This is a genomic window from Bradyrhizobium diazoefficiens, assembly GCF_016612535.1.
In the GTDB taxonomy this organism is placed as follows: domain Bacteria; phylum Pseudomonadota; class Alphaproteobacteria; order Rhizobiales; family Xanthobacteraceae; genus Bradyrhizobium; species Bradyrhizobium diazoefficiens_C.
Map to the genome: position 1 here is coordinate 2389652 of NZ_JAENXS010000001.1, position 18937 is coordinate 2408588.

The following is an 18937-nucleotide window of genomic DNA, read 5'->3' on the forward strand; positions in this document are numbered from 1 at the left end:
ATATAACACGGGCGAAATTCGGGAATTTTCATGAGCGCGCTGGCCAACCACGCATTTGCCAAGATGAACGGCATCGGCAACGAGATCGTCGTTGTCGACATGCGCGATTCCGCGGGCCCGGTGACGCCGGGCGATGCGCGCGCGGTGGCGTCGGCCGAGGGCGGCGTGCCCTATGACCAGCTCATGGTGCTGCAGAAGCCGCGGCTCGACGGCACCGAAGCGTTCATCAGCATCTACAACAGTGACGGCTCGGAAGCCGGCGCCTGCGGCAACGGCATGCGCTGCGTGGTGCGGCGCATCTTCGAGAAGAGCGGGCAGACCACGGTGACCTTCGAGACTCGAGCCGGCCTGCTCAATGCCTGGCAGGGTCCGGCACCCGACCTCTACACCGTCGACATGGGCGCGCCGAAGTTCGGCTGGAAGGACATTCCGCTCGACCAGGAATTCCGCGACACCCGCTACATCGAATTGCAGATCGGGCCGATCGACAAGCCGATCCTGCATTCGCCCTCCGTGGTCAGCATGGGCAATCCGCACGCGATCTTCTGGGTCGATGACGTCAACGCCTATGATCTCGAGCGCTTTGGTCCGCTGCTGGAAAATCATCCGATCTTCCCTGACCGCGCTAACATCACGCTCGCCCATATCGTCGATCGCGACCACATCACGATGCGCACCTGGGAGCGCGGCGCCGGGCTGACCAGGGCGTGCGGCTCGGCGGCCTGTGCGACCGCGGTTGCGGCGGCGCGCTTGAAGCGCACCGAGCGCAAGGTCGAGATGACGCTACCCGGCGGCAAGCTCGGCATCGAATGGCGCGAGCGCGACGACCACGTGCTGATGACGGGCACGGCGACCTTCGAGTATGAAGGCAATTTCGATCCGGCGCTGTTCGCGCCGGTCGGCTGATGGCCGTCGACATCGTCACCTTCGGCTGCCGCCTCAACTCCTTCGAGGCCGAGGTGATCCGCCGTGAGGCGGAGGGGGCGGGACTCTCCGACACCATCGTCGTCAACAGCTGCGCCGTCACCAACGAGGCGGTGGCGCAGGCGCGGCAGTCGATCCGCAAGTTGAAGCGTGAGCGGCCAAGTGCGCGCATCGTCGTCACCGGCTGCGCGGCGCAGACGCAAAGTGGCATGTTCGCCGACATGACTGAGGTCGATCGCGTCGTCGGCAACGACGATAAAATGCGCGGTGATGCGTGGCGCCAGGCGCGCGACGCCTTCGATCTCGGCGCCAGCGAGAAGATCGCGGTGAGCGACATCATGGCCGTGAAGGAGATGGCGCCGCATCTCATCGCCGGCTACGCAAGTGGTTTGCCGCGCGTGTTCGTGCAGGTGCAGAACGGCTGCGACCATCGCTGCACCTTCTGCATCATCCCTTACGGCCGCGGCAATTCGCGCTCGGTGCCGATGGGCGCGGTGGTCGATCAGGTGCGGACGCTGGTCGCCCGCGGCCATGCCGAAATCGTGCTGACCGGCGTCGATCTCACCAGCTACGGCGCCGATCTGCCGGGTGCGCCAAAGCTCGGGATGTTGACCAGGCAGATTTTGCGGCATGTGCCGGAGTTGAGGCGGCTGCGCATCTCCTCGATCGATTCGATCGAGGCGGATGCCGATCTGCTCGATGCCATCGCCGACGATGCGCGGCTGATGCCGCATCTGCACCTGTCGCTGCAATCCGGCGACGACATGATCTTGAAGCGGATGAAGCGGCGGCATTCGCGACAGGATGCGATCGCATTGTGCGACCAGGTACGCCGCCTGCGTCCCGACATCGCCTTTGGCGCCGACATCATCGCGGGCTTTCCGACCGAAACGGAAGAGATGTTCTCGCGCTCGCTCGATCTGGTCGAGGAATGCGGCCTGACGTTTCTGCACGTCTTCCCGTATTCTCCACGCCCCGGCACGCCGGCCGCGCGGATGCCGCAGGTCGCGGGCGGTGCGATCAAGGAGCGCGCGAAGCGGCTGCGCGCGGCGGGCGAGGCAGCGTTGCGCCAGCGGCTGCAAGCCGAGATCGGCGTGACGCGCGATGTGCTGATCGAGAGCGAGGGGCAGGGGCGCACGGAGCACTATCTGCCGGTGGCGGTTGCGGGCGCGAGCGTCGGCAGCATCGTGCCGCTCAGGATCGCCGGCAACGATGGCGAACGGCTAACGACATAATCCGCCGCTACGACGCCCGCACCTGCCAGAACCGCAGCGTGCGCCGCGCATTCTCCGGCGTCATGCGCGCAAAATTGCTTTGCGCCCGGACAAGATCGGCCGGCTTCATCGCGCCGGTCGCAAAGCGGCTTTCGAGCACCGCGGCCGTGGTTTCCCATCTCAGCTGTGCCGCCTTGCAGGGCACCAGCAAGCCGTCTTCGCGCAGGCTCTGCATCAGCGGGCGAATGACTTCGACCGTTGAGCCGGATAACGCCGCCAAGGCGGCCACGGACTCCTCATAACGCCGCTGCCTGGCGAAGCCGAGCAGCGTCGCCTCGTTGAGCTGGCCGGATGCCTTGAGATTTGCGATCGCCCGCTTGGCGCCCTCGAAATCGCGGACGCCCGACATCTCGCGCTCGACGCCGACGGTGACAGCGGCGATCGCGCTGTGGATCTCCTCGAACAGATCCGGTGGCGCGCGCGACAACAGCCGCGTGCGAACCACATCCGTCGCCGAGCGCAGCAATTGCCGGCGCAGCTCCGATGGGAGGTCGAGGCGAACGCCCACGCTGACCGCGAGTTCGGGATCGGACTCGGCCTGCCCGACAATGACGGCAAATCCGTTACCCGAGAGGCGCGCGCCGGGATTGCCGGCAAGGCGGCGGCTGACGCTGGGATAGCGGCGCGCCAGCAACGCGTCGGTGACAATTTCCTTCAGCCACCAGCGGCCCGCGACCGCAAGCAGATGCGGCTCGCCCTTGGTCGAGGCGATCTTTACCAGTTCGCCCTCGTCGAGGCGGGCGGATTCCTGCAGCACGGGACCGGCGATGCGGATCTCGTCATTGTTGGCGAGGCGGCGGATCACGGAGGGCGGTGCTTGCGCGATCGGTGCGAGCTGGGCGCTGATTTCGGCCAGTGCGACGCGCGCACCCATGTCGGCGATGGCGCGCAGCTCGATGGTGCCGATCAGGCGCTCGAGCACGTCGTCGAACAGCGCGATCTGCTCGTCGTCAAAACTTCCGGCCGAGGACAGGAACAGGTCGGTGACGCGCCGGGCCGTTTCGAGGCCCTTTTCCGCCGAGCCTATCCGAATGGCGGATTCGACCTCGTCGATAATCGATAGTTCGGCCGTGGACATGACGCGTTGCTCGTCCTGAGCGGATGGGAGGCTTGTTCTAAGCAACCGCTATCATTAGAGACGAGCACTGAAGGTTTCGTAAACTATGGCCCTGAGCGTGTTGAGATCAGGTTCAATTGCGGCAGCGCCTTCGGCGCGACCGCTCCCGCGAGCGGGAGAGGTGAACGACAGCGGCACCTATTCCCCATTCCAGCCGCAGGCGCGGAGCTTCTCGTGCATGTGGAGCGGGGCCGGCGCCACCACGCGGATCGGCTCCTTGTTCCGAGAGATCGGCACCACGATCTCGCGGGAATGCAGGTGCAACCGCGGTTCGCCGAAGCGCGGCCCGTTGCCGTAAATGTTATCGCCGAAAATCGGCCATCCCGTCGCTGACGAATGCACCCGCAATTGATGGGTCCGGCCGGTCACCGGTTCCATGGCCAGCCAGGTCAGCCCGTCGCCCCGGCCCATCACCTTCCAGTTGGTGATCGCCTTTTGCCCCTCCGGGTCGGGCTTCTGCCACCAGCCGCGTTCGGCGTTGAGCCGGCCGAGCGGCATGTCGATGGTGCCTTCGTCCTCGGCCGGGCCGCCCTCGACCACGGTCCAGTAGGTCTTGCCGATCTTGCCATGCTTGAAGAGGAGGCCGAGCGAGGCGGTGGCTTTCCGATGGCGGCCGAGCACGAGGCAGCCGGAGGTGTCCTTGTCCAGCCGGTGGGCCAGCACCGGCGGCCGCGGCAGGCCGAAGCAGAGCGCGTCGAACGAGGTTTCCAGATTGGCGCCTCCCTTGGGGCCGCGATGCACCGGCAGGCCGCACGGCTTGTCGATGATCAGCATCAGCCCGTCGCGATGAAGCACGCGCGACTGGATCTCCTCGGCGGTCAATTCGGGAACATCGAGCAATTGCAAGACTTTCGTTCAAGACTTTCGTTTACGGGCCGGAACGGCTAACACACCGCCATCATGAACGATACCACCTCCGAGACCCCCAAGCTGAGCTGGTGGCGCCGGCTGTCCAACGGGCTGAAGCGTACCTCGTCCTCGCTCGGGACTGCGGTCGCCGACCTCGTCACCAAGCGCAAGCTCGACCGCGCCATGCTCGACGACATCGAGGATGTGCTGCTGCGTGCCGATCTCGGTACCTCGGTCGCGGTGCGGATCGCCGACGCCGTCGGCACGGGACGCTATGACAAGGCGATCTCGGCTGACGAGGTCAAGCACGTGGTCGCGACCGAGGTCGAGAAGGTGCTGGCGCCGGTCGCGAAGCCGCTCGAGATCGACGCCGCTCATAAGCCGTTCGTCATCCTCGTGGTCGGGGTCAACGGCTCCGGCAAGACCACCACCATCGGCAAGCTCTCGCAAAAATTCGCCTCAGAAGGCCGCAAGGTGATGCTGGCGGCCGGCGACACGTTTCGCGCAGCGGCCATCGAGCAGCTCAAGGTCTGGGGCGAGCGCACGAAGACGCCGGTGATCGCCGGCACGCAGGGGTCCGACTCGGCGAGCCTTGCTTTCAACGCGCTGACGGCGGCGAAAGAGCAGGCCATCGACGTGCTCCTGATCGACACCGCCGGCCGGCTGCAGAACAAGGCCGAGCTGATGAACGAGCTCGAGAAGGTCGTGCGCGTGATCCGAAAGGTGGACGTTTCGGCGCCGCACGCGGTGTTACTCGTGCTCGACGCCACCGTCGGCCAGAACGCCCTGTCGCAGGTCGAGGCCTTTCATCGCACCGCAGGGGTCACCGGCCTCGTGATGACCAAGCTCGACGGCACCGCCCGCGGCGGCATCCTGGTGGCGCTCGCGGAGAAATTCAAACTGCCGGTGCATTTCATCGGCGTCGGCGAAGGCGTCGACGATCTCGCGCCCTTCACCGCGCGCGACTTCGCCCGCGCGATTGCCGGAATCGAAAGTTGAGTATGGACAAGACCCAGCCGCACCCGCTGTTCAAGCTTGCAACCGAACTCGGTCCACTGCTCGTGTTCTTCTTCGTGAATGCGAAGTTCAATCTGTTCGCCGCGACCGGCGCCTTCATGGTCGCGATCGTGGCGGCGATGATCGCCTCCTATGTGGTGACGCGCCACATCCCGATCATGGCGATCGTGACCGGCGTCATCGTGCTGGTGTTCGGCACGCTGACCCTGGTTCTGCACGACGAGACCTTCATCAAGGTCAAGCCGACCATCATCTACGGCCTGTTCGCCGCGATTCTCGGCGGCGGCCTGTTGTTCGGCCGCTCCTTCATCGCCGTCATGTTCGACCAGATGTTCAATCTGACCCCGCAGGGCTGGCGCATCCTGACGCTGCGCTGGGCGCTGTTCTTCGCTGGCATGGCGGTGCTGAACGAGATCGTCTGGCGCACCCAGAGCACGGATTTCTGGGTGAACTTCAAGGTGTTCGGCGTGACGCCGCTGACCATGATCTTCGCCATCGCCCAGATGCCGCTGACCAAGCGCTATGGTGTCGAGCCGGTGTCGCTGGAGACCAGCGAGGCCGAGGCGGGGGACGTGCGGAAGGGCTGATTTTTCTCAGTTCGTCATTGCGAGCGAAGCGAAGCAATCCAAGCTGTCTCAGCGGACGGATTCTGGATTGCTTCGTCGCAAGGGCTCCTCGCAATGACGAGGATCACTTCAACGCCTTCTCCATCTCCGGCAGCAGCACGCTCCGGTAATTATCTGGCGTGATCGGGCCGACCAGCTTGTAGACGATGGTGCCTTCGCGGTCGACGACAAACGTCTCCGGCACGCCATAGACACCCCACTCGATCGAGGCGCGGCCGTTGGCATCCAGGCCGACGCGACCGAACGGGTTGCCGTAGCGCCCCAGGAAGCGGCGGGCGTTGTCGGGCGCATCCTTGTAATTGATGCCGACGAGCTGGAAACGCTTGTCCTTGGCGAGCTCCGTCAGCAGCGGCGCCTCGTCGTGACACGGCACGCACCAGGAGGCCCAGACGTTGACGAGGCTGACCTTGCCCTTGAAGGCAGCCGGGTCGAGGCCCGGGATTTGTGCGCTGTCGGCCTGCAATCCTTCGAGCGGCGGCAGCGTGGTTTGCGGCGCGGGCCGGCCGATCAGCGCGGAGGGAATCCGCGAGGGATCGCCGCTACCGAGCCGGAACCAGAACAGCACGGCCAGTCCGATGAAGGCGAGCAGCGGCAGTACCATCAGGAAGGTGCGGCGCTGCGGGGTCGCGGAGGTCGATTGATCGCTCATGGTGTGTCCACGGCACTGCGGCCCGAGCGGCGGGTGACGCCGCTGCGCTCGAGCTCGCGCAAACGCTCCGTCTGGTTGCGATAATCGACGATCACCCAGCCGATCAGGAGCGCGACCACGATGGCTACTGCAACGTAAGATGTCACGATGAAGGATGCATAAGGACCGAGCGACATGATCATGCGGTTCCTTTTGACGCGTTTTCTTGACGCGAACCGGTACCCACTTCGCTCGAAAACGCGACGCGGCTCGCCTGCATCATTTGCAGCGAGCGCACGCGCCGGCGCAAAATCTCGTTGCGCATCGCCGCGATGTGCAGCGTGACGAACAGCAGCGTGAATGCGACCGCCATCACCAGCAGCGGAATCAGGAACGCCTTATCGAGCGTCGATCCGCCCATGCGCATCACCGAGGCCGGTTGGTGCAGCGTGTTCCACCAATCGACGGAGAATTTGATGATCGGCAGATTGATCGCGCCGACCAGCGTCAGCACCGCGGCGGCGCGCGCCGCGCGCGAGGGATCCTCGACCGCGCGCCACAGCGCCATCAGGCCGAGATACATCAGGAAAAGGATCAGCACCGAGGTCAGGCGCGCGTCCCATTCCCAATAGGTGCCCCACATCGGCCGGCCCCACAGCGAGCCCGTGAGCAGCGCCAGGAAGGTGAAGGCTGCGCCGATCGGTGCGGCCGCCTTGGCGGCGACGTCGGCGAGCGGATGCCGCCACACCAGCGTGCCGAGCGAGGCGATGCTCATCACGCCCCAGACGAACATCGACAGCCAGGCATTGGGCACGTGGATGAACATGATCTTCACCGTCGCGCCCTGCTGATAATCGTCGGGCGCGTACGCGGATTGATAGAGGCCGATCGTGAGCAGGATGACGGTCGCAGCCGCAAGCCACGGCAGCACCCGCGCGCTCAACGCAAGGAACCTTGTGGGGTTGGCGAGGTCGATCAGCGTCATGGTATCCTGATAATCACAGCTCAGCGCTCACGCAATCAGCATGAAAGCGCGCAGCGAAAGTTGATCGGGGTCAAGGCAGCCGGCCCATTTCAGTCCAGTCCATGTTTCAGGCTCGCCGCCGCCGCGAACGGGCCGATCACCATGCTGACCAGCGACAGCGCGCAAAGGATCGAGAACGGCGCGCCGAATGACGACGGCTCCGTGATCGCGGCCTGCGAGGCCGCAACCCCGAAAATCAGCACGGGGATCGACAACGGCAGCACCAGCACCGCCATCAGCAGTCCGCCCCGGTGAAGGGTCACCGCCAGCGCGGCGCCGATCATGCCGGTGAAGGTCAGGGCGGGGGTGCCGGCGAGCAGCGTCAGCGCCACCGCAGCCGTGGCGACCATGTCGAGGTTGAGCAGCAGGCCGAGCACGGGGGTTGCGACGATCAGCGGCAGGCCCGCGGCCAGCCAATGCGCCAGCGCCTTGGCGGCGCAGGCCAGTTCCAGCGGCGTCCGGCTCATCGTGATCAGGTCGAGCGAGCCGTCCTCATGATCGGCCATGAACAGCCGGTCCAGCGTCAGCAGGCTGGCCAGCAGCGCGCCGAGCCACAGGATCGCCGGCCCCAATCGCGCGAGCTGCGCCAGGTCCGGTCCCACCGCGAACGGCATCAGCACCACCACGGTCAGAAAAAACAGCACCCCGATCAGCGCCCCGCCGCCGACGCGGAGCGCGATCCGGATGTCCCGGCGGATGAGGGCGGACCAGGCGGTCATGGGGCGGCTCCGACAGGCGCGAAGGCGGCGCCCGGCCGATTGGAAAACTGAGGGTCCATCCACTTCATGCTGTCCCCCCGATCCGCAGCTCTCGCGATTCGATCCCGAGCGGCATGTGGGTGGCGGCCATGATCAGGCCGCCGCGCGCCAGATGGTCGCGCATCAGCGCGCCGAACATGTCCTGACCGGCCACATCCAGCGCATTGGTTGGCTCGTCCAGCAGCCAGACCGGGCGGCGAACCGTCAGCAGCCGGGCCAGCGACAGCCGGCGGCGCTGGCCGGCGGACAGGAAGGCCGCGGGAAGATCGGTGGCGTGGTCGAGGCCGACGGCCGCGAGGCTTGCCACCGCGTCAAAACGCTCTCCGCCCAGAAAATTGGCCCAGAATGACAGGTTTTCCGCCACGCTCAGCGCCGGTTTCAGCGCATCGCGGTGGCCGAGATAGTGGCATTGCTCGGGCAGCGTCAGCTCGGCATCGCCCCCGTCGAGCGCGATTGTGCCGCCAGCCGGAATGAGCAGACCTGCGACCAGCCGCAGCAGCGAGGTCTTGCCCGATCCGTTGCGCCCCACGACCGCCACGGCTTCGCCGGAGGCTGCCTCGAAATCGAGCCCGGAAAACACCTCGCGGCCGCCCCGCACGCAAATCACCCCGCGTCCGCACAGCTGCATCTGACCTCGGTCCAACCCGTTCAAAGCCGGGCCTCAGGAATTCTTGGGGTAGCGCATCAGAATTTTTGGCTCGCGACTTGCTGGGTTCGATTGTGGCTGTGGCGGCGCGGTTAGAAAGCTTCTATAAGCCCGGAACTACTTGATGCAGCAACTCAACCTGCCCCTGCAAGCGACCCAGCCTGCTACGCTGACGGTGTTAAAATACCCCTTGCCGGGTATAACTAACAATTGGGATTTCCTACATGACCTCGCTCGACAGCTTCAAATGCAAAAAGACCCTCAAGGTCGGCGCCAAGACCTATGTCTATTACAGCCTGCCCACGGCCGAGAAGAATGGTCTGAAGGGAATTTCGAAACTTCCCTATTCGATGAAGGTCCTGCTCGAGAACCTTCTCCGCAACGAGGACGGCCGCACGGTCAAGAAGGAAGACATCGTCGCAGTGTCGAAATGGCTGCGCAAGAGGTCGCTGGAACATGAGATCGCGTTCCGCCCGGCGCGCGTGCTGATGCAGGATTTTACCGGCGTGCCGGCCGTGGTCGATCTCGCCGCGATGCGCAACGCCATGCAGAAGCTCGGCGGCGATGCCGAGAAGATCAACCCGCTGGTCCCCGTCGATCTCGTCATCGACCACTCCGTGATCGTGAACTTCTTCGGTGACAACAAGGCCTTCGGCAAGAACGTCACCGAAGAGTACAAGCAGAACCAGGAGCGCTACGAGTTCCTGAAGTGGGGCCAGAAGGCGTTCTCGAATTTCTCCGTCGTGCCGCCCGGCACCGGCATCTGCCATCAGGTCAATCTCGAATATCTCTCCCAGACGGTCTGGACCAAGAAGGAGAAGATGACGGTCGGCAAGAAGACCGGCACCTTCGAGGTCGCCTATCCCGACTCGCTCGTCGGCACCGATTCCCACACCACCATGGTCAACGGTCTGGCCGTGCTCGGCTGGGGAGTCGGCGGCATCGAGGCGGAAGCCTGCATGCTCGGCCAGCCGCTGTCCATGCTGCTGCCCACCGTCGTCGGCTTCAAGCTGAAGGGCCAGCTCAAGGAAGGCGTCACCGCCACCGACCTCGTGCTGACCGTGACGCAGATGCTGCGCAAGCTCGGCGTGGTCGGCAAGTTCGTCGAGTTCTTCGGCCCCGGCCTCGACAATCTCTCGGTCGCGGACAAGGCGACCATCGGCAACATGGCGCCCGAATACGGCGCGACCTGCGGCTTCTTTCCAGTCGATGCGGCCACTATCGACTATCTGAAGACGTCAGGCCGCAAGGCCCACCGCGTCGCGCTGGTGGCGGCCTATGCCAAGGCGCAGGGCCTGTTCCGCACGGCCAAATCGGCTGATCCCGTGTTCACGGAAACGCTGACGCTCGACCTCGCCGACGTCGTGCCGTCGATGGCCGGTCCGAAGCGTCCCGAAGGCCGTATCGCGCTGCCGTCGGTCGCCGAAGGCTTCTCGCTTGCGCTCGGCACCGAGTACAAGAAGACCGAGGCGCCGACGAAGCGTTTTGCCGTCGAAGGCAAGAACTTCGAGATCGGTCATGGCGACGTCGTCATCGCCGCCATCACCTCCTGCACCAACACCTCGAACCCGAGCGTTCTGATCGGCGCCGGGCTCCTTGCCCGTAACGCTGCTGCGAAGGGCCTGAAGGCAAAACCGTGGGTGAAGACCTCGCTCGCGCCGGGCAGCCAGGTGGTTGCGGGCTATCTCGCCGATTCCGGTCTCCAGGCCGATCTCGACAAGGTCGGCTTCAACCTGGTCGGCTTCGGCTGCACCACCTGCATCGGCAATTCCGGTCCGCTGCCGGAAGAGATCTCGAAGTCGATCAACGACAACGGCATCGTCGCCGCGGCCGTGCTGTCCGGTAACCGCAACTTCGAAGGCCGCGTATCCCCGGACGTGCAGGCGAACTATCTCGCTTCGCCGCCGCTGGTCGTCGCGCATGCGCTCGCCGGCAGCGTGACCAAGAACCTCGCCGTCGAGCCGCTCGGCGAAGGCAAGGATGGCAAGCCGGTGTACCTGAAGGACATCTGGCCGACGACGAAGGAAATCAACGCCTTCATGAAGAAGTTCGTGACCGCGGCGATCTTCAAGAAGAAGTATGCCGACGTGTTCAAGGGCGACACCAACTGGCGCAAGATCAAGACGGTCGAGAGCGAGACCTATCGCTGGAACATGAGCTCGACCTATGTGCAGAACCCGCCCTATTTCGACGGCATGAAGAAGGAGCCGGAGCCGGTCACCGACATCGTCGAGGCGCGCATCCTCGCCATGTTCGGCGACAAGATCACCACCGACCACATCTCCCCGGCCGGGTCGATCAAGCTCACCTCGCCCGCTGGCAAATATCTCAGCGAGCACCAGGTGCGTCCTGCCGACTTCAACCAGTACGGCACGCGTCGCGGCAACCATGAAGTGATGATGCGCGGCACCTTCGCCAACATCCGCATCAAGAACTTCATGCTCAAGGGCGCGGATGGAAATATCCCTGAAGGTGGTCTCACCAAGCACTGGCCCGACGGCGAGCAGATGTCGATCTACGACGCCGCGATGAAGTACCAGCAGGAGCAGGTACCGCTGGTGGTGTTCGCCGGCGCCGAATACGGCAACGGCTCCTCGCGCGACTGGGCTGCGAAGGGCACCCGCCTGCTCGGCGTGCGCGCCGTGATCTGCCAGAGCTTCGAACGCATCCACCGCTCCAACCTGGTCGGCATGGGCGTGCTGCCGCTGACCTTCGAGGACGGCACCTCCTGGTCGTCGCTCGGTCTGAAGGGCGACGAGAAGGTCACGCTGCGTGGCCTCGTCGGTGATCTGAAGCCCCGCCAGAAGCTGACCGCGGAAATCGTCTCCGGCGACGGTTCGTTGCAGCGCGTTTCGCTGCTTTGCCGCATCGATACGCTGGACGAGCTCGATTACTACCGCAACGGCGGCATTCTGCACTATGTGCTGCGCAAGCTCGCGGCCTAAGCGCGAATTTGTGAACGGTGGCTCACTGCGACGTGAGTAGAAGGTTAAACAAAGGCGGCCTATCACAAGGCCGCCTTTCTGCGTTACGACACGCTTTGGATGGGCCCGTCCGGCAGAAGCGCGCCTTGGATGTTGCTTTGGCGTTTGCTCGGACGGTTGAATGTGCTGCGCCCGCAAGACTACGGTGACCATCAGGCGATAAGATCCCCCTCAACGAATGACCTAGTGTGACGTTCGATATGACTGGAATGATGGCTTCTAATCTCGTTTCGCGCTGGTCCGGGGCACTCTGGTCGGGAGCACTCGGCATTTGTGCGATCGTCGCCGTCATCCGTCCGGCCGAGGCCGATCCCCGCGCCGTGGTCGAACTCTTCACCTCCCAGGGCTGCTCGTCCTGCCCGCCGGCCGACAAGATTATCGGCGATCTCGCCAACGATCCTTCGGTCATCGCGCTGAGCATGCCGATCGACTATTGGGATTATCTCGGCTGGAAGGACACGCTGGCGGATTCCCGCTTCTCGGCGCGGCAGCGCGCTTATTCACGCATGCGCGGCGATCGCGAGGTCTATACGCCGCAGGTCGTCGTCAACGGTTCTGCGCATGTCATTGGCAGTGATCGCGCCGGCATCGAAAGTGCGATCGGTAAAACCGACAAGGGCACGGGCGTGATGAGCGTGCCGGTGACGATGTCGCTCGCAGGCAAGCAGATCAACGTGTCGGTGGCCGCGAGCAAGGAGCCGGCGGTCTCGCATGGCGAGGTTTGGATCTGCTCGATCGCGAAATCGGTGCCGATCGAGATCAGCCGCGGCGAGAATCGCGGGCAGCAGATCACCTACCACAACGTCGTGCGCAATTTGCTCAAGGTCGGCGACTGGAACGGACGTCCGGAAAGCTGGACGGTGCCGATCGAGAACCTCACGCGCGATGGCGTCGATGGCGCGGTGGTCTACGTCCAGGACGGCAGCCGCGAGAAGCCCGGCCCGATGCTCGGCGCGGCGTACACGTCGCTGCACTGAAGCGGGCGAAGATCGTCTCAGGAAATTTGGTCTCCGTCATTCAGGGACGCGCCTCTTGGCGCGGGCCCGGAATCCATTTCGCGATTTGGATTGGGTTCGATGGATTCCGGGTTCGCACTTCGCGCGCCCCGGAATGACGACAAACAGAAAGATCCCGCCACAAACAAAAAAGGACCAACTCGCGTTGGCCCTCCTTGTCGTGCGTACAGACCCGATCCTAACGACCCCGGGGGGCTGGGGGCTGAGGAATCCGGAACCGAAAGGACCGGGTCAACGCACACAATTCTTTTGGCAATGCAGGGCGGCAGGCGGTGGGCGGAAAAGCGGCGATACTATGATTCCTGCTAACGATCCCGTGACGGTTTGCCGCTGAGAAGTTCCACCGTTGCGTGTGTCATGAGTCGTGACCGACTCAGCGGGTGAGTCAGGACCGTTCAAGGGCTCTTAAGAGCCTCTTGCAGCGGGGAACAGTTGGCGCGATCATGCAATTGTCATGATCCGCAGCTCCGGGGACGGTCTTCGCTGACGGAGGGTCATGCTGGAGCGACATGAGGTGCTGCATGAGTTTGACGCCGGAGGACGCCGATCCGAGCGAGCAGCGCGCAGGGGCGCGCTCCGCCGCTGCGAATACCCAACTGAGCCGGGTGACATTCAATCGGCTCGAGCTGAACCGAATTCTCAATCTCTACGGCCGCATGGTCGCGGACGGAGAGTGGCGCGACTATGCCATCGACTTCCTGAAGGACCGCGCAGTGTTCTCGGTCTTCCGCCGCGCCTCCGAAGTGCCGATCTATCGCATCGAGAAGGATCCCCGGCTCGCGCGCAAGCAGGGCATGTACAGCGTGATCTCGGCGACTGGTCTGATCCTGCGCCGCGGCCATGAGCTCGACCGGGTGCTGCTGGTGATCGATAGGAAACTGGCGGTGGTCTGACGCTTCGTAGCCCGATGGAGCGCAGCGCAATCCGGGGCGGTCGTATCAGCGGATGAACCTGTCCTGGATTGCGCTGCGCTCCATCCCGGCTACAAGGTTTTACGTCCCCGGCAACGTGCTCGCGCCCTCGCCGAGGTCGCGCTGCATCATTACCGTATCGAGCCAGCGGCCGAATTTCAGGCCGACATTGGGATGCGTACCGATCATCTTGAAGCCGCCTCTGGTGTGCACGCCGATCGAGCCGGCATTGGCGGAATCACCGATCACCGCGATCATCTGGCGGTAGCCCCGCGCTTCGCACTCGCTGATCAGCCGCTCCAGCAGCAGCGAGCCGATGCCGCGGCGGTGGAAGGCGGGATCGAGATAGATCGAGTTCTCGACCGTGAAGCGATAGGCGGGGCGGGGCCGGTAGGCGCCGGCATAGGCGTATCCGGCGACGCGGCCGTCGATGAGGGCGACGAAATAGGGATAGCCGCCGTCGACCAGCGCGCGATAGCGGCGCGTCATCTCCGTGAGGTCGGGCGGCTCCAGCTCGAACGTCGCGGTGCCCTCGCGGACGGCCTGCTGATAGATGGCGGTGATGGCGGGAAGGTCGGCCTCGGTGGTGAGCCTGATTTCGGGTGCTGACATGGGGCGAGATTAGAGCCTTCCCGCGAGCGCTGGAAGGGGAGATGAGTCCTGGGATTGCGCTCCGCTCCATCCGGGCTACGAGGCATTCATTGCCAAACAAAAACCCCGGCCTCTCGGCCGGGGTTCGTGTCCGTTCTCTCGGATCGAACGCTTAGTCGCGCTGGCCGAGGAGCTGCAGCAGCAGCGTGAACAGGTTGATGAAGTTCAAGTACAGCGACAGCGCACCGGAGATCGCCGCACGCTCGGCGATGTCACCGCCGGCCGAGGCGTAGCCGTAGATGTAGTCGTTCTTCAGCCGCTGGGTGTCCCAGGCGGTGAGGCCCGCGAACACCAGCACGCCGACCACCGATACGACGAACTGCAGCACCGAACTCGCCAGGAACAAATTCACCAGGCTCGCGATGATGATGCCGATCAGGCCCATGAACAGGAACGAGCCCATGCCGCTCATGTCACGCTTGGTGGTGTAGCCGTAGAGGCTGAGCGCACCGAAGGTGGCCGCGGTGATGAAGAACACCCGCACGATCGAGGTGTGGGTGTACACCAGGAAGATCGAGGACAGCGAGATGCCCATCAGCGCGGAGAACACCCAGAACAGGATCTGAGCGGTCGAGGGGGCAAGACGGTTGATGCCGGCCGAGATCACGAACACCATGGCGAGCGGCGCCAGCATGAACAGATATTTCAGCGGGCTCACGAACATCGCGTAGCCGAACGGCGTCAGGAACATCTTGCCGACGCGGATGGCCTCGGCCGTCGGGACGTCGGTCACGGCAGCCATGTAGACACCGAGCGCGGCCAAGCCGGTGATGGCGAGGCCAATGCTCATGTAATTGTAGATGCGCAGCATGTAGGCGCGCAGGCCGGCGTCGACCGTCGCGGCGTCAACACGCCCGGCGGCCCTGCCGAAAGGAGAAGCGTAATTGCGGTCTAGGTCCGACATGGTCGAATTCCCGTTGGTTGCCCGGTCCGGCATGAGGGGTCGCCATGCCGCCGGTTCGTCAATTCTATCTCGGATACCGATGTCGGCCGACATTAAATTTGGCTAACGATCGGGACTCCGAACCCATCCGATATGTGGGAAACTAACACATTCCCTGCAACCGTCCACGCGCGGCTGAATGTCGCCCCGGGCACGCAATCCTGACGAGAACCTGACGAGCCGACGTGGTTAATCGCAGGAAGCGTGCGATTTGGCTCCCACAACGCCACCCGCTACCTTTTGTCACAAATTGCGCAACACTGTGGCGGGCTTTTTGTTCAATGCCAGCAGCGTGCCGGCGAGCCCGAGCCCGACGGTGACGACCAGGGCGGCCGCAACGACGCCGGCCGCGCTGCCGGCCTGCCAGACGAATGACAGCGTCATCAGCCGCGTCACGATCATCCAGGCGGCGATGCTGCCGGCGATCACGCCGAACACCGCGGTGGCGAGCCCGATCAGCAGGTATTCGAGCGCATAGGCGCCGAGCAGCCGCAGCCGCGTCGCGCCCAGCGTCTTCAGGATCACCGCGTCATAGACCCGGTGGCGGTGACCGGCGGCAAGCGCACCGCCCAGCACCAGGATCGCGGAAATCAACGTCACGGCGCTGGCGCCGCGGATCGCAAGCGCCAGATTGGTCACGACCGCACCGACCGTCTCCATCACCTCGCGCACGCGCACGCTCGTCACCATCGGATAGGCGTCGGCAACCTGCTTGATGATCTTGCCGTCGCCGGCCGCGTCGCCGCCGGCTTCCGTCAGCGTCGCGATATGGGTGTGCGGCGCGCCCTTGAAGGCATTCGGCGAGAACACCAGCACGAAATTGATGCCGAGCCCCTGCCAGTCGATGGTGCGCAGATTGCCGATTTTGGCCGGAATGTCGCGGCCGAGCACGTTGACCACGATTTCGTCGCCGAGCTTCAATCCGAGCCCATCGGCGATCTTCTTCTCCATCGAGACCAGCGGCGGGCCGGAATAGCCGCCGCCCCACCATTCGCCCTCGACCACCTTGGAGCCCTTCGGCAGCTCGCCGGTATAGGTCAGGCCGCGGTCGCTCTGCAGCACCCATTCGGAATCGGTGGTGGGCTTGAGGTCCTCGGCGCGGACGCCGCGGGCGGCGACGATGCGCCCGCGCAGCATCGGCACGTCCTCGACCTTGGCGCCCGGCGCAATCTGGCGCAGATAATCGTCGAACGGGGCGGCCTGCGTGCTCGGAATGTCGATGAAGAAGAACGATGGCGCACGATCGGGCAGCGCGGCAAGGAACTGCCGGCGCAGATTGCCGTCGATCTGGATGATGGTGACGAGCACGGCGAGCCCCAGCCCGAGCGACAGCACGACCGAGGGCGTCAGCGCGCCCGGCCGGTGGATGTTGGCGATCGCAAGCCGCAGCATGGTGAAGCGCGTGCGCGGCAGTTTTCGCGCGATTGCCATTAGTAGTGCGGCAACACCGCGCAACACTGCGAACACGACGACGGAGGAGACCACGAACACCGCGGCGATGCGCTTGTCGAAGGACAGCCCGATCACCACGGCGACCAGAAGCGCGACGACAACGCCCATGAAGGCGAGATAGCTCCAGCGCGGCCGGTGCCATTCGGCAGCAATGGTGTCGCGGAACAGCGCCGCCACCGGCACGTCGTGGACGCGCCCGAGCGGCCACAGGCCGAAGGCGAGCGCGGTCAAGAGGCCATAGACGAAGGACAGCGCCAGCTCGTCGGCATGCACGGCCGGCACCACCGGTAGCGGCAACAGTTTTCCGAACAGGCCGACGATGGCGAATGGCATCGCGGCGCCGAGCGCGAGGCCAATCAGCGAGCCGATCGCAGCCAGCAGGACGACTTGCGCCAGATAAATGCCGAACACGTCGCGCCCTGTGGCGCCGACGGCCTTGAGGGCCGCGATCACTTCGAGCCTTCGATCGATATGGCTCTTCACGGCATTGGCGACGCCGACGCCGCCGACCAGCAGCGCGGCGAGGCCCACGAGGGTCAGGAACTGGGTGAAGCGGCTGATATTGCGTTCGAGCTGCGGCGAGGCGTTGGAGCGGCTGCGGACCTCCCAGCCCGCTTGCGGCGCCGCGTTGCGGGCATCCGCGATGAAGGCATCGGTGGCGCGGTCGCTGTTGGCCGCGTCAGGCAGCTTCACGCGGTAGACCCAGCGCACTAGGCTGCCGGGCTGGATCAGGCCGGTGGCGCGCAACGCCGCCTCGCTGATCAGGAAGCGCGGGCCGAAGCCGATGCCGCCAGCGAGCTTGTCGGGTTCGGCCTCGACGGTGCTGCGGATCTGGAAGGTCGCAGAGCCGATGGTGACGCGGTCGCCGACCCTGAGGGAGAGACGCGCCAGCAGCGTCGGATCGGCGGCGGCGCCGAACGCGCCGTCACGCTCCGCGAGCAGGTCGGCCAGCGGCAGCGGCGGCGCCAGCGTCAGCTGTCCGAGGATCGGATAGGTGTCGTCGACCGCCTTCATCTCGACCAGGGCCAGCTTGCCGTCGGCCGCACGGGCCATGCCGCGCAAGGTCGCGGCGACGGAGAGGGTGCCGCGCGAGCGCAGGAAGGCAACTTCTTCGGGCTTGGCCTCGCGCTGGAACAGCACGAAGGAGACGTCGCCGCCGAGCAGCGTGCGCCCCTCTCGCGCGAGCCCGTCGCTGAGGCTCGCCGACACCGAGCCGACGCCGGCGATCGCCATCACGCCGAGCGCGATGCAGGCGATGAAGACGTAGAAGCCGCGCAGGCCTCCGCGCAGTTCGCGGAGCGCATAACGCAACGACAGCGCGATGCCGTTGGGCTTCGCAAACGGTTCGACAGCTATGCTCATGCTTTCGTCGTCTGGGTGTCAATGCGGCCCGAGCGCAGGCGGATCACGCGATCGCAGCGATGCGCCAGCGAGGAATCGTGCGTCACCAGCACCAGCGTCATGCCGCGCTCGGCATGTTTGGTGAACAGCAGGTCGACGATCTGCTTGCCGGTGGTCTCGTCGAGATTGCCGGTCGGCTCGTCGGCGACGAGGATGGCGGGATCGGGCGCCAGCGCGCGGGCAAGCGCCACGCGCTGCTGCTCGCCGCCGGAGAGCTGGGTCGGATAATGATGCAGACGGTCGCCGAGCCCGACCGATTGCAGCTCCTGCGCCGCGCGCTTGTTGGCATCGGGATTGCCGGCGAGCTCGAGCGGGACGGCGACGTTTTCCAGCGCCGTCATGGTCGGGATCAGATGGAAGGATTGGAAGACGATGCCGACCTGGCGGCCGCGGAAGCGGGCCAGCGCATCCTCGTCGAGGGCATTGAAAGGCGTGCCTGACACCACCACCTCTCCGCTATCAGGACGCTCCAGCCCCGCCATCACCATCAGCAGCGTGGATTTGCCCGAGCCTGACGGGCCGATCAGGCCGACCGTCTCCCCCGAGCCGACGCGCAAGCTGATATCCTTGAGGATGTGAACGCGTGCCGCCCCCGAACCCAATGAGAGATTGACGTTGGAGATGGCGATGGTGTCCGGCGCAGTGCCGGCGAGCGAAGAGGATTCGATGCGAGTGTCCATGGTCCGGTCATATGGCAACTCCGCTAGCGCGGTCGA

18 protein-coding genes are annotated in these 18937 nt (G+C 64.9%); 7 read left to right on the forward strand and 11 right to left on the reverse strand.

Features of this window, described 5'->3' with window-relative positions:
* Positions 1-30: 30 nt before the first annotated feature.
* Positions 31-906 carry a diaminopimelate epimerase gene (dapF, locus tag JJE66_RS11280; protein ID WP_200514341.1) on the forward strand — a complete coding sequence of 292 codons (876 nt, stop codon included), beginning with the start codon at positions 31-33 and terminating at the stop codon, positions 904-906.
* Positions 906-2159, forward strand: coding sequence for a tRNA (N(6)-L-threonylcarbamoyladenosine(37)-C(2))-methylthiotransferase MtaB (mtaB, locus tag JJE66_RS11285; RefSeq protein ID WP_200514342.1), 1254 nt, complete (start codon positions 906-908; stop codon positions 2157-2159). Before dapF ends, mtaB begins: the two co-directional genes overlap by 1 nt.
* Before the next feature lie 7 nt (positions 2160-2166).
* On the opposite strand, the gene JJE66_RS11290 is transcribed toward mtaB, so the two are convergent.
* A complete protein-coding gene (locus JJE66_RS11290; RefSeq protein ID WP_200514343.1) occupies positions 2167-3276 on the reverse strand; it encodes a DUF2336 domain-containing protein in 1110 nt (369 codons plus the stop codon).
* A 177-nt stretch (positions 3277-3453) separates the two neighbouring features.
* Positions 3454-4155: an RluA family pseudouridine synthase gene (locus JJE66_RS11295; protein ID WP_200514344.1), complete on the reverse strand. Its 702-nt coding sequence runs from the start codon at positions 4153-4155 to the stop codon at positions 3454-3456.
* 60 nt (positions 4156-4215) lie between these two features.
* On the opposite strand from JJE66_RS11295, the gene ftsY reads away from it, so the two are divergent.
* Both ftsY and JJE66_RS11305 read left to right on the forward strand, forming a co-directional pair.
* Positions 4216-5163 (forward strand): signal recognition particle-docking protein FtsY, encoded by a 948-nt coding sequence (gene ftsY / locus JJE66_RS11300; RefSeq protein ID WP_200514345.1) that lies wholly within the window; start codon positions 4216-4218, stop codon positions 5161-5163.
* Positions 5164-5165: 2 nt separating this feature from the next.
* Positions 5166-5768 carry a septation protein A gene (locus tag JJE66_RS11305; protein WP_148778471.1) on the forward strand — a complete coding sequence of 201 codons (603 nt, stop codon included), beginning with the start codon at positions 5166-5168 and terminating at the stop codon, positions 5766-5768.
* A 103-nt stretch (positions 5769-5871) separates the two neighbouring features.
* Here JJE66_RS11305 and JJE66_RS11310 read toward each other — a convergent pair whose 3' ends face one another.
* From JJE66_RS11310 to ccmA, 5 genes are all read right to left on the reverse strand, one after another.
* On the reverse strand, positions 5872-6456 hold the full coding sequence (locus tag JJE66_RS11310; RefSeq protein WP_200514346.1) for a DsbE family thiol:disulfide interchange protein: 585 nt from the start codon (positions 6454-6456) through the stop codon (positions 5872-5874).
* The gene (gene ccmD, locus JJE66_RS11315) at positions 6453-6638 is read right to left on the reverse strand and encodes a heme exporter protein CcmD (RefSeq protein ID WP_200514347.1); all 186 of its coding nucleotides are present in this window, start codon (positions 6636-6638) and stop codon (positions 6453-6455) included. Before ccmD ends, JJE66_RS11310 begins: the two co-directional genes overlap by 4 nt.
* Complete coding sequence (locus JJE66_RS11320) at positions 6635-7420, reverse strand: heme ABC transporter permease (RefSeq protein WP_200514348.1); 786 nt, start codon at positions 7418-7420, stop codon at positions 6635-6637. Before JJE66_RS11320 ends, ccmD begins: the two co-directional genes overlap by 4 nt.
* Before the next feature lie 89 nt (positions 7421-7509).
* The gene (gene ccmB / locus JJE66_RS11325; RefSeq protein ID WP_200514349.1) at positions 7510-8178 is read right to left on the reverse strand and encodes a heme exporter protein CcmB; all 669 of its coding nucleotides are present in this window, start codon (positions 8176-8178) and stop codon (positions 7510-7512) included.
* Positions 8179-8242: 64 nt separating this feature from the next.
* Complete coding sequence (ccmA, locus tag JJE66_RS11330) at positions 8243-8845, reverse strand: heme ABC exporter ATP-binding protein CcmA (protein WP_200514350.1); 603 nt, start codon at positions 8843-8845, stop codon at positions 8243-8245.
* A 242-nt stretch (positions 8846-9087) separates the two neighbouring features.
* Here ccmA and acnA point away from each other — a divergent pair, with 242 nt between their 5' ends.
* The 3 genes from acnA (at position 9088) to JJE66_RS11345 (ending at position 13756) form a co-directional block, all read left to right on the forward strand.
* Positions 9088-11808: an aconitate hydratase AcnA gene (gene acnA / locus JJE66_RS11335; protein ID WP_200514351.1), complete on the forward strand. Its 2721-nt coding sequence runs from the start codon at positions 9088-9090 to the stop codon at positions 11806-11808.
* A gap of 239 nt (positions 11809-12047) precedes the next feature.
* Positions 12048-12824: a thioredoxin family protein gene (locus tag JJE66_RS11340; protein WP_200515330.1), complete on the forward strand. Its 777-nt coding sequence runs from the start codon at positions 12048-12050 to the stop codon at positions 12822-12824.
* Between the two features lie 560 nt (positions 12825-13384).
* The gene (locus JJE66_RS11345) at positions 13385-13756 is read left to right on the forward strand and encodes a DUF2794 domain-containing protein (protein ID WP_200514352.1); all 372 of its coding nucleotides are present in this window, start codon (positions 13385-13387) and stop codon (positions 13754-13756) included.
* Positions 13757-13855: 99 nt separating this feature from the next.
* Here the strand turns inward: JJE66_RS11345 and JJE66_RS11350 are convergent, their stop codons facing one another.
* The 4 genes from JJE66_RS11350 to JJE66_RS11365 form a co-directional block, all read right to left on the reverse strand.
* On the reverse strand, positions 13856-14386 hold the full coding sequence (locus JJE66_RS11350) for a GNAT family N-acetyltransferase (protein ID WP_200514353.1): 531 nt from the start codon (positions 14384-14386) through the stop codon (positions 13856-13858).
* A gap of 151 nt (positions 14387-14537) precedes the next feature.
* A complete protein-coding gene (locus JJE66_RS11355) occupies positions 14538-15329 on the reverse strand; it encodes a Bax inhibitor-1/YccA family protein (protein WP_200514354.1) in 792 nt (263 codons plus the stop codon).
* A gap of 282 nt (positions 15330-15611) precedes the next feature.
* Positions 15612-18182 (reverse strand): ABC transporter permease, encoded by a 2571-nt coding sequence (locus JJE66_RS11360; protein WP_200514355.1) that lies wholly within the window; start codon positions 18180-18182, stop codon positions 15612-15614.
* A complete protein-coding gene (locus tag JJE66_RS11365; RefSeq protein WP_200514356.1) occupies positions 18179-18901 on the reverse strand; it encodes an ABC transporter ATP-binding protein in 723 nt (240 codons plus the stop codon). The genes JJE66_RS11360 and JJE66_RS11365 overlap by 4 nt, the downstream gene beginning before the upstream one ends.
* Positions 18902-18937: the final 36 nt, after the last annotated feature.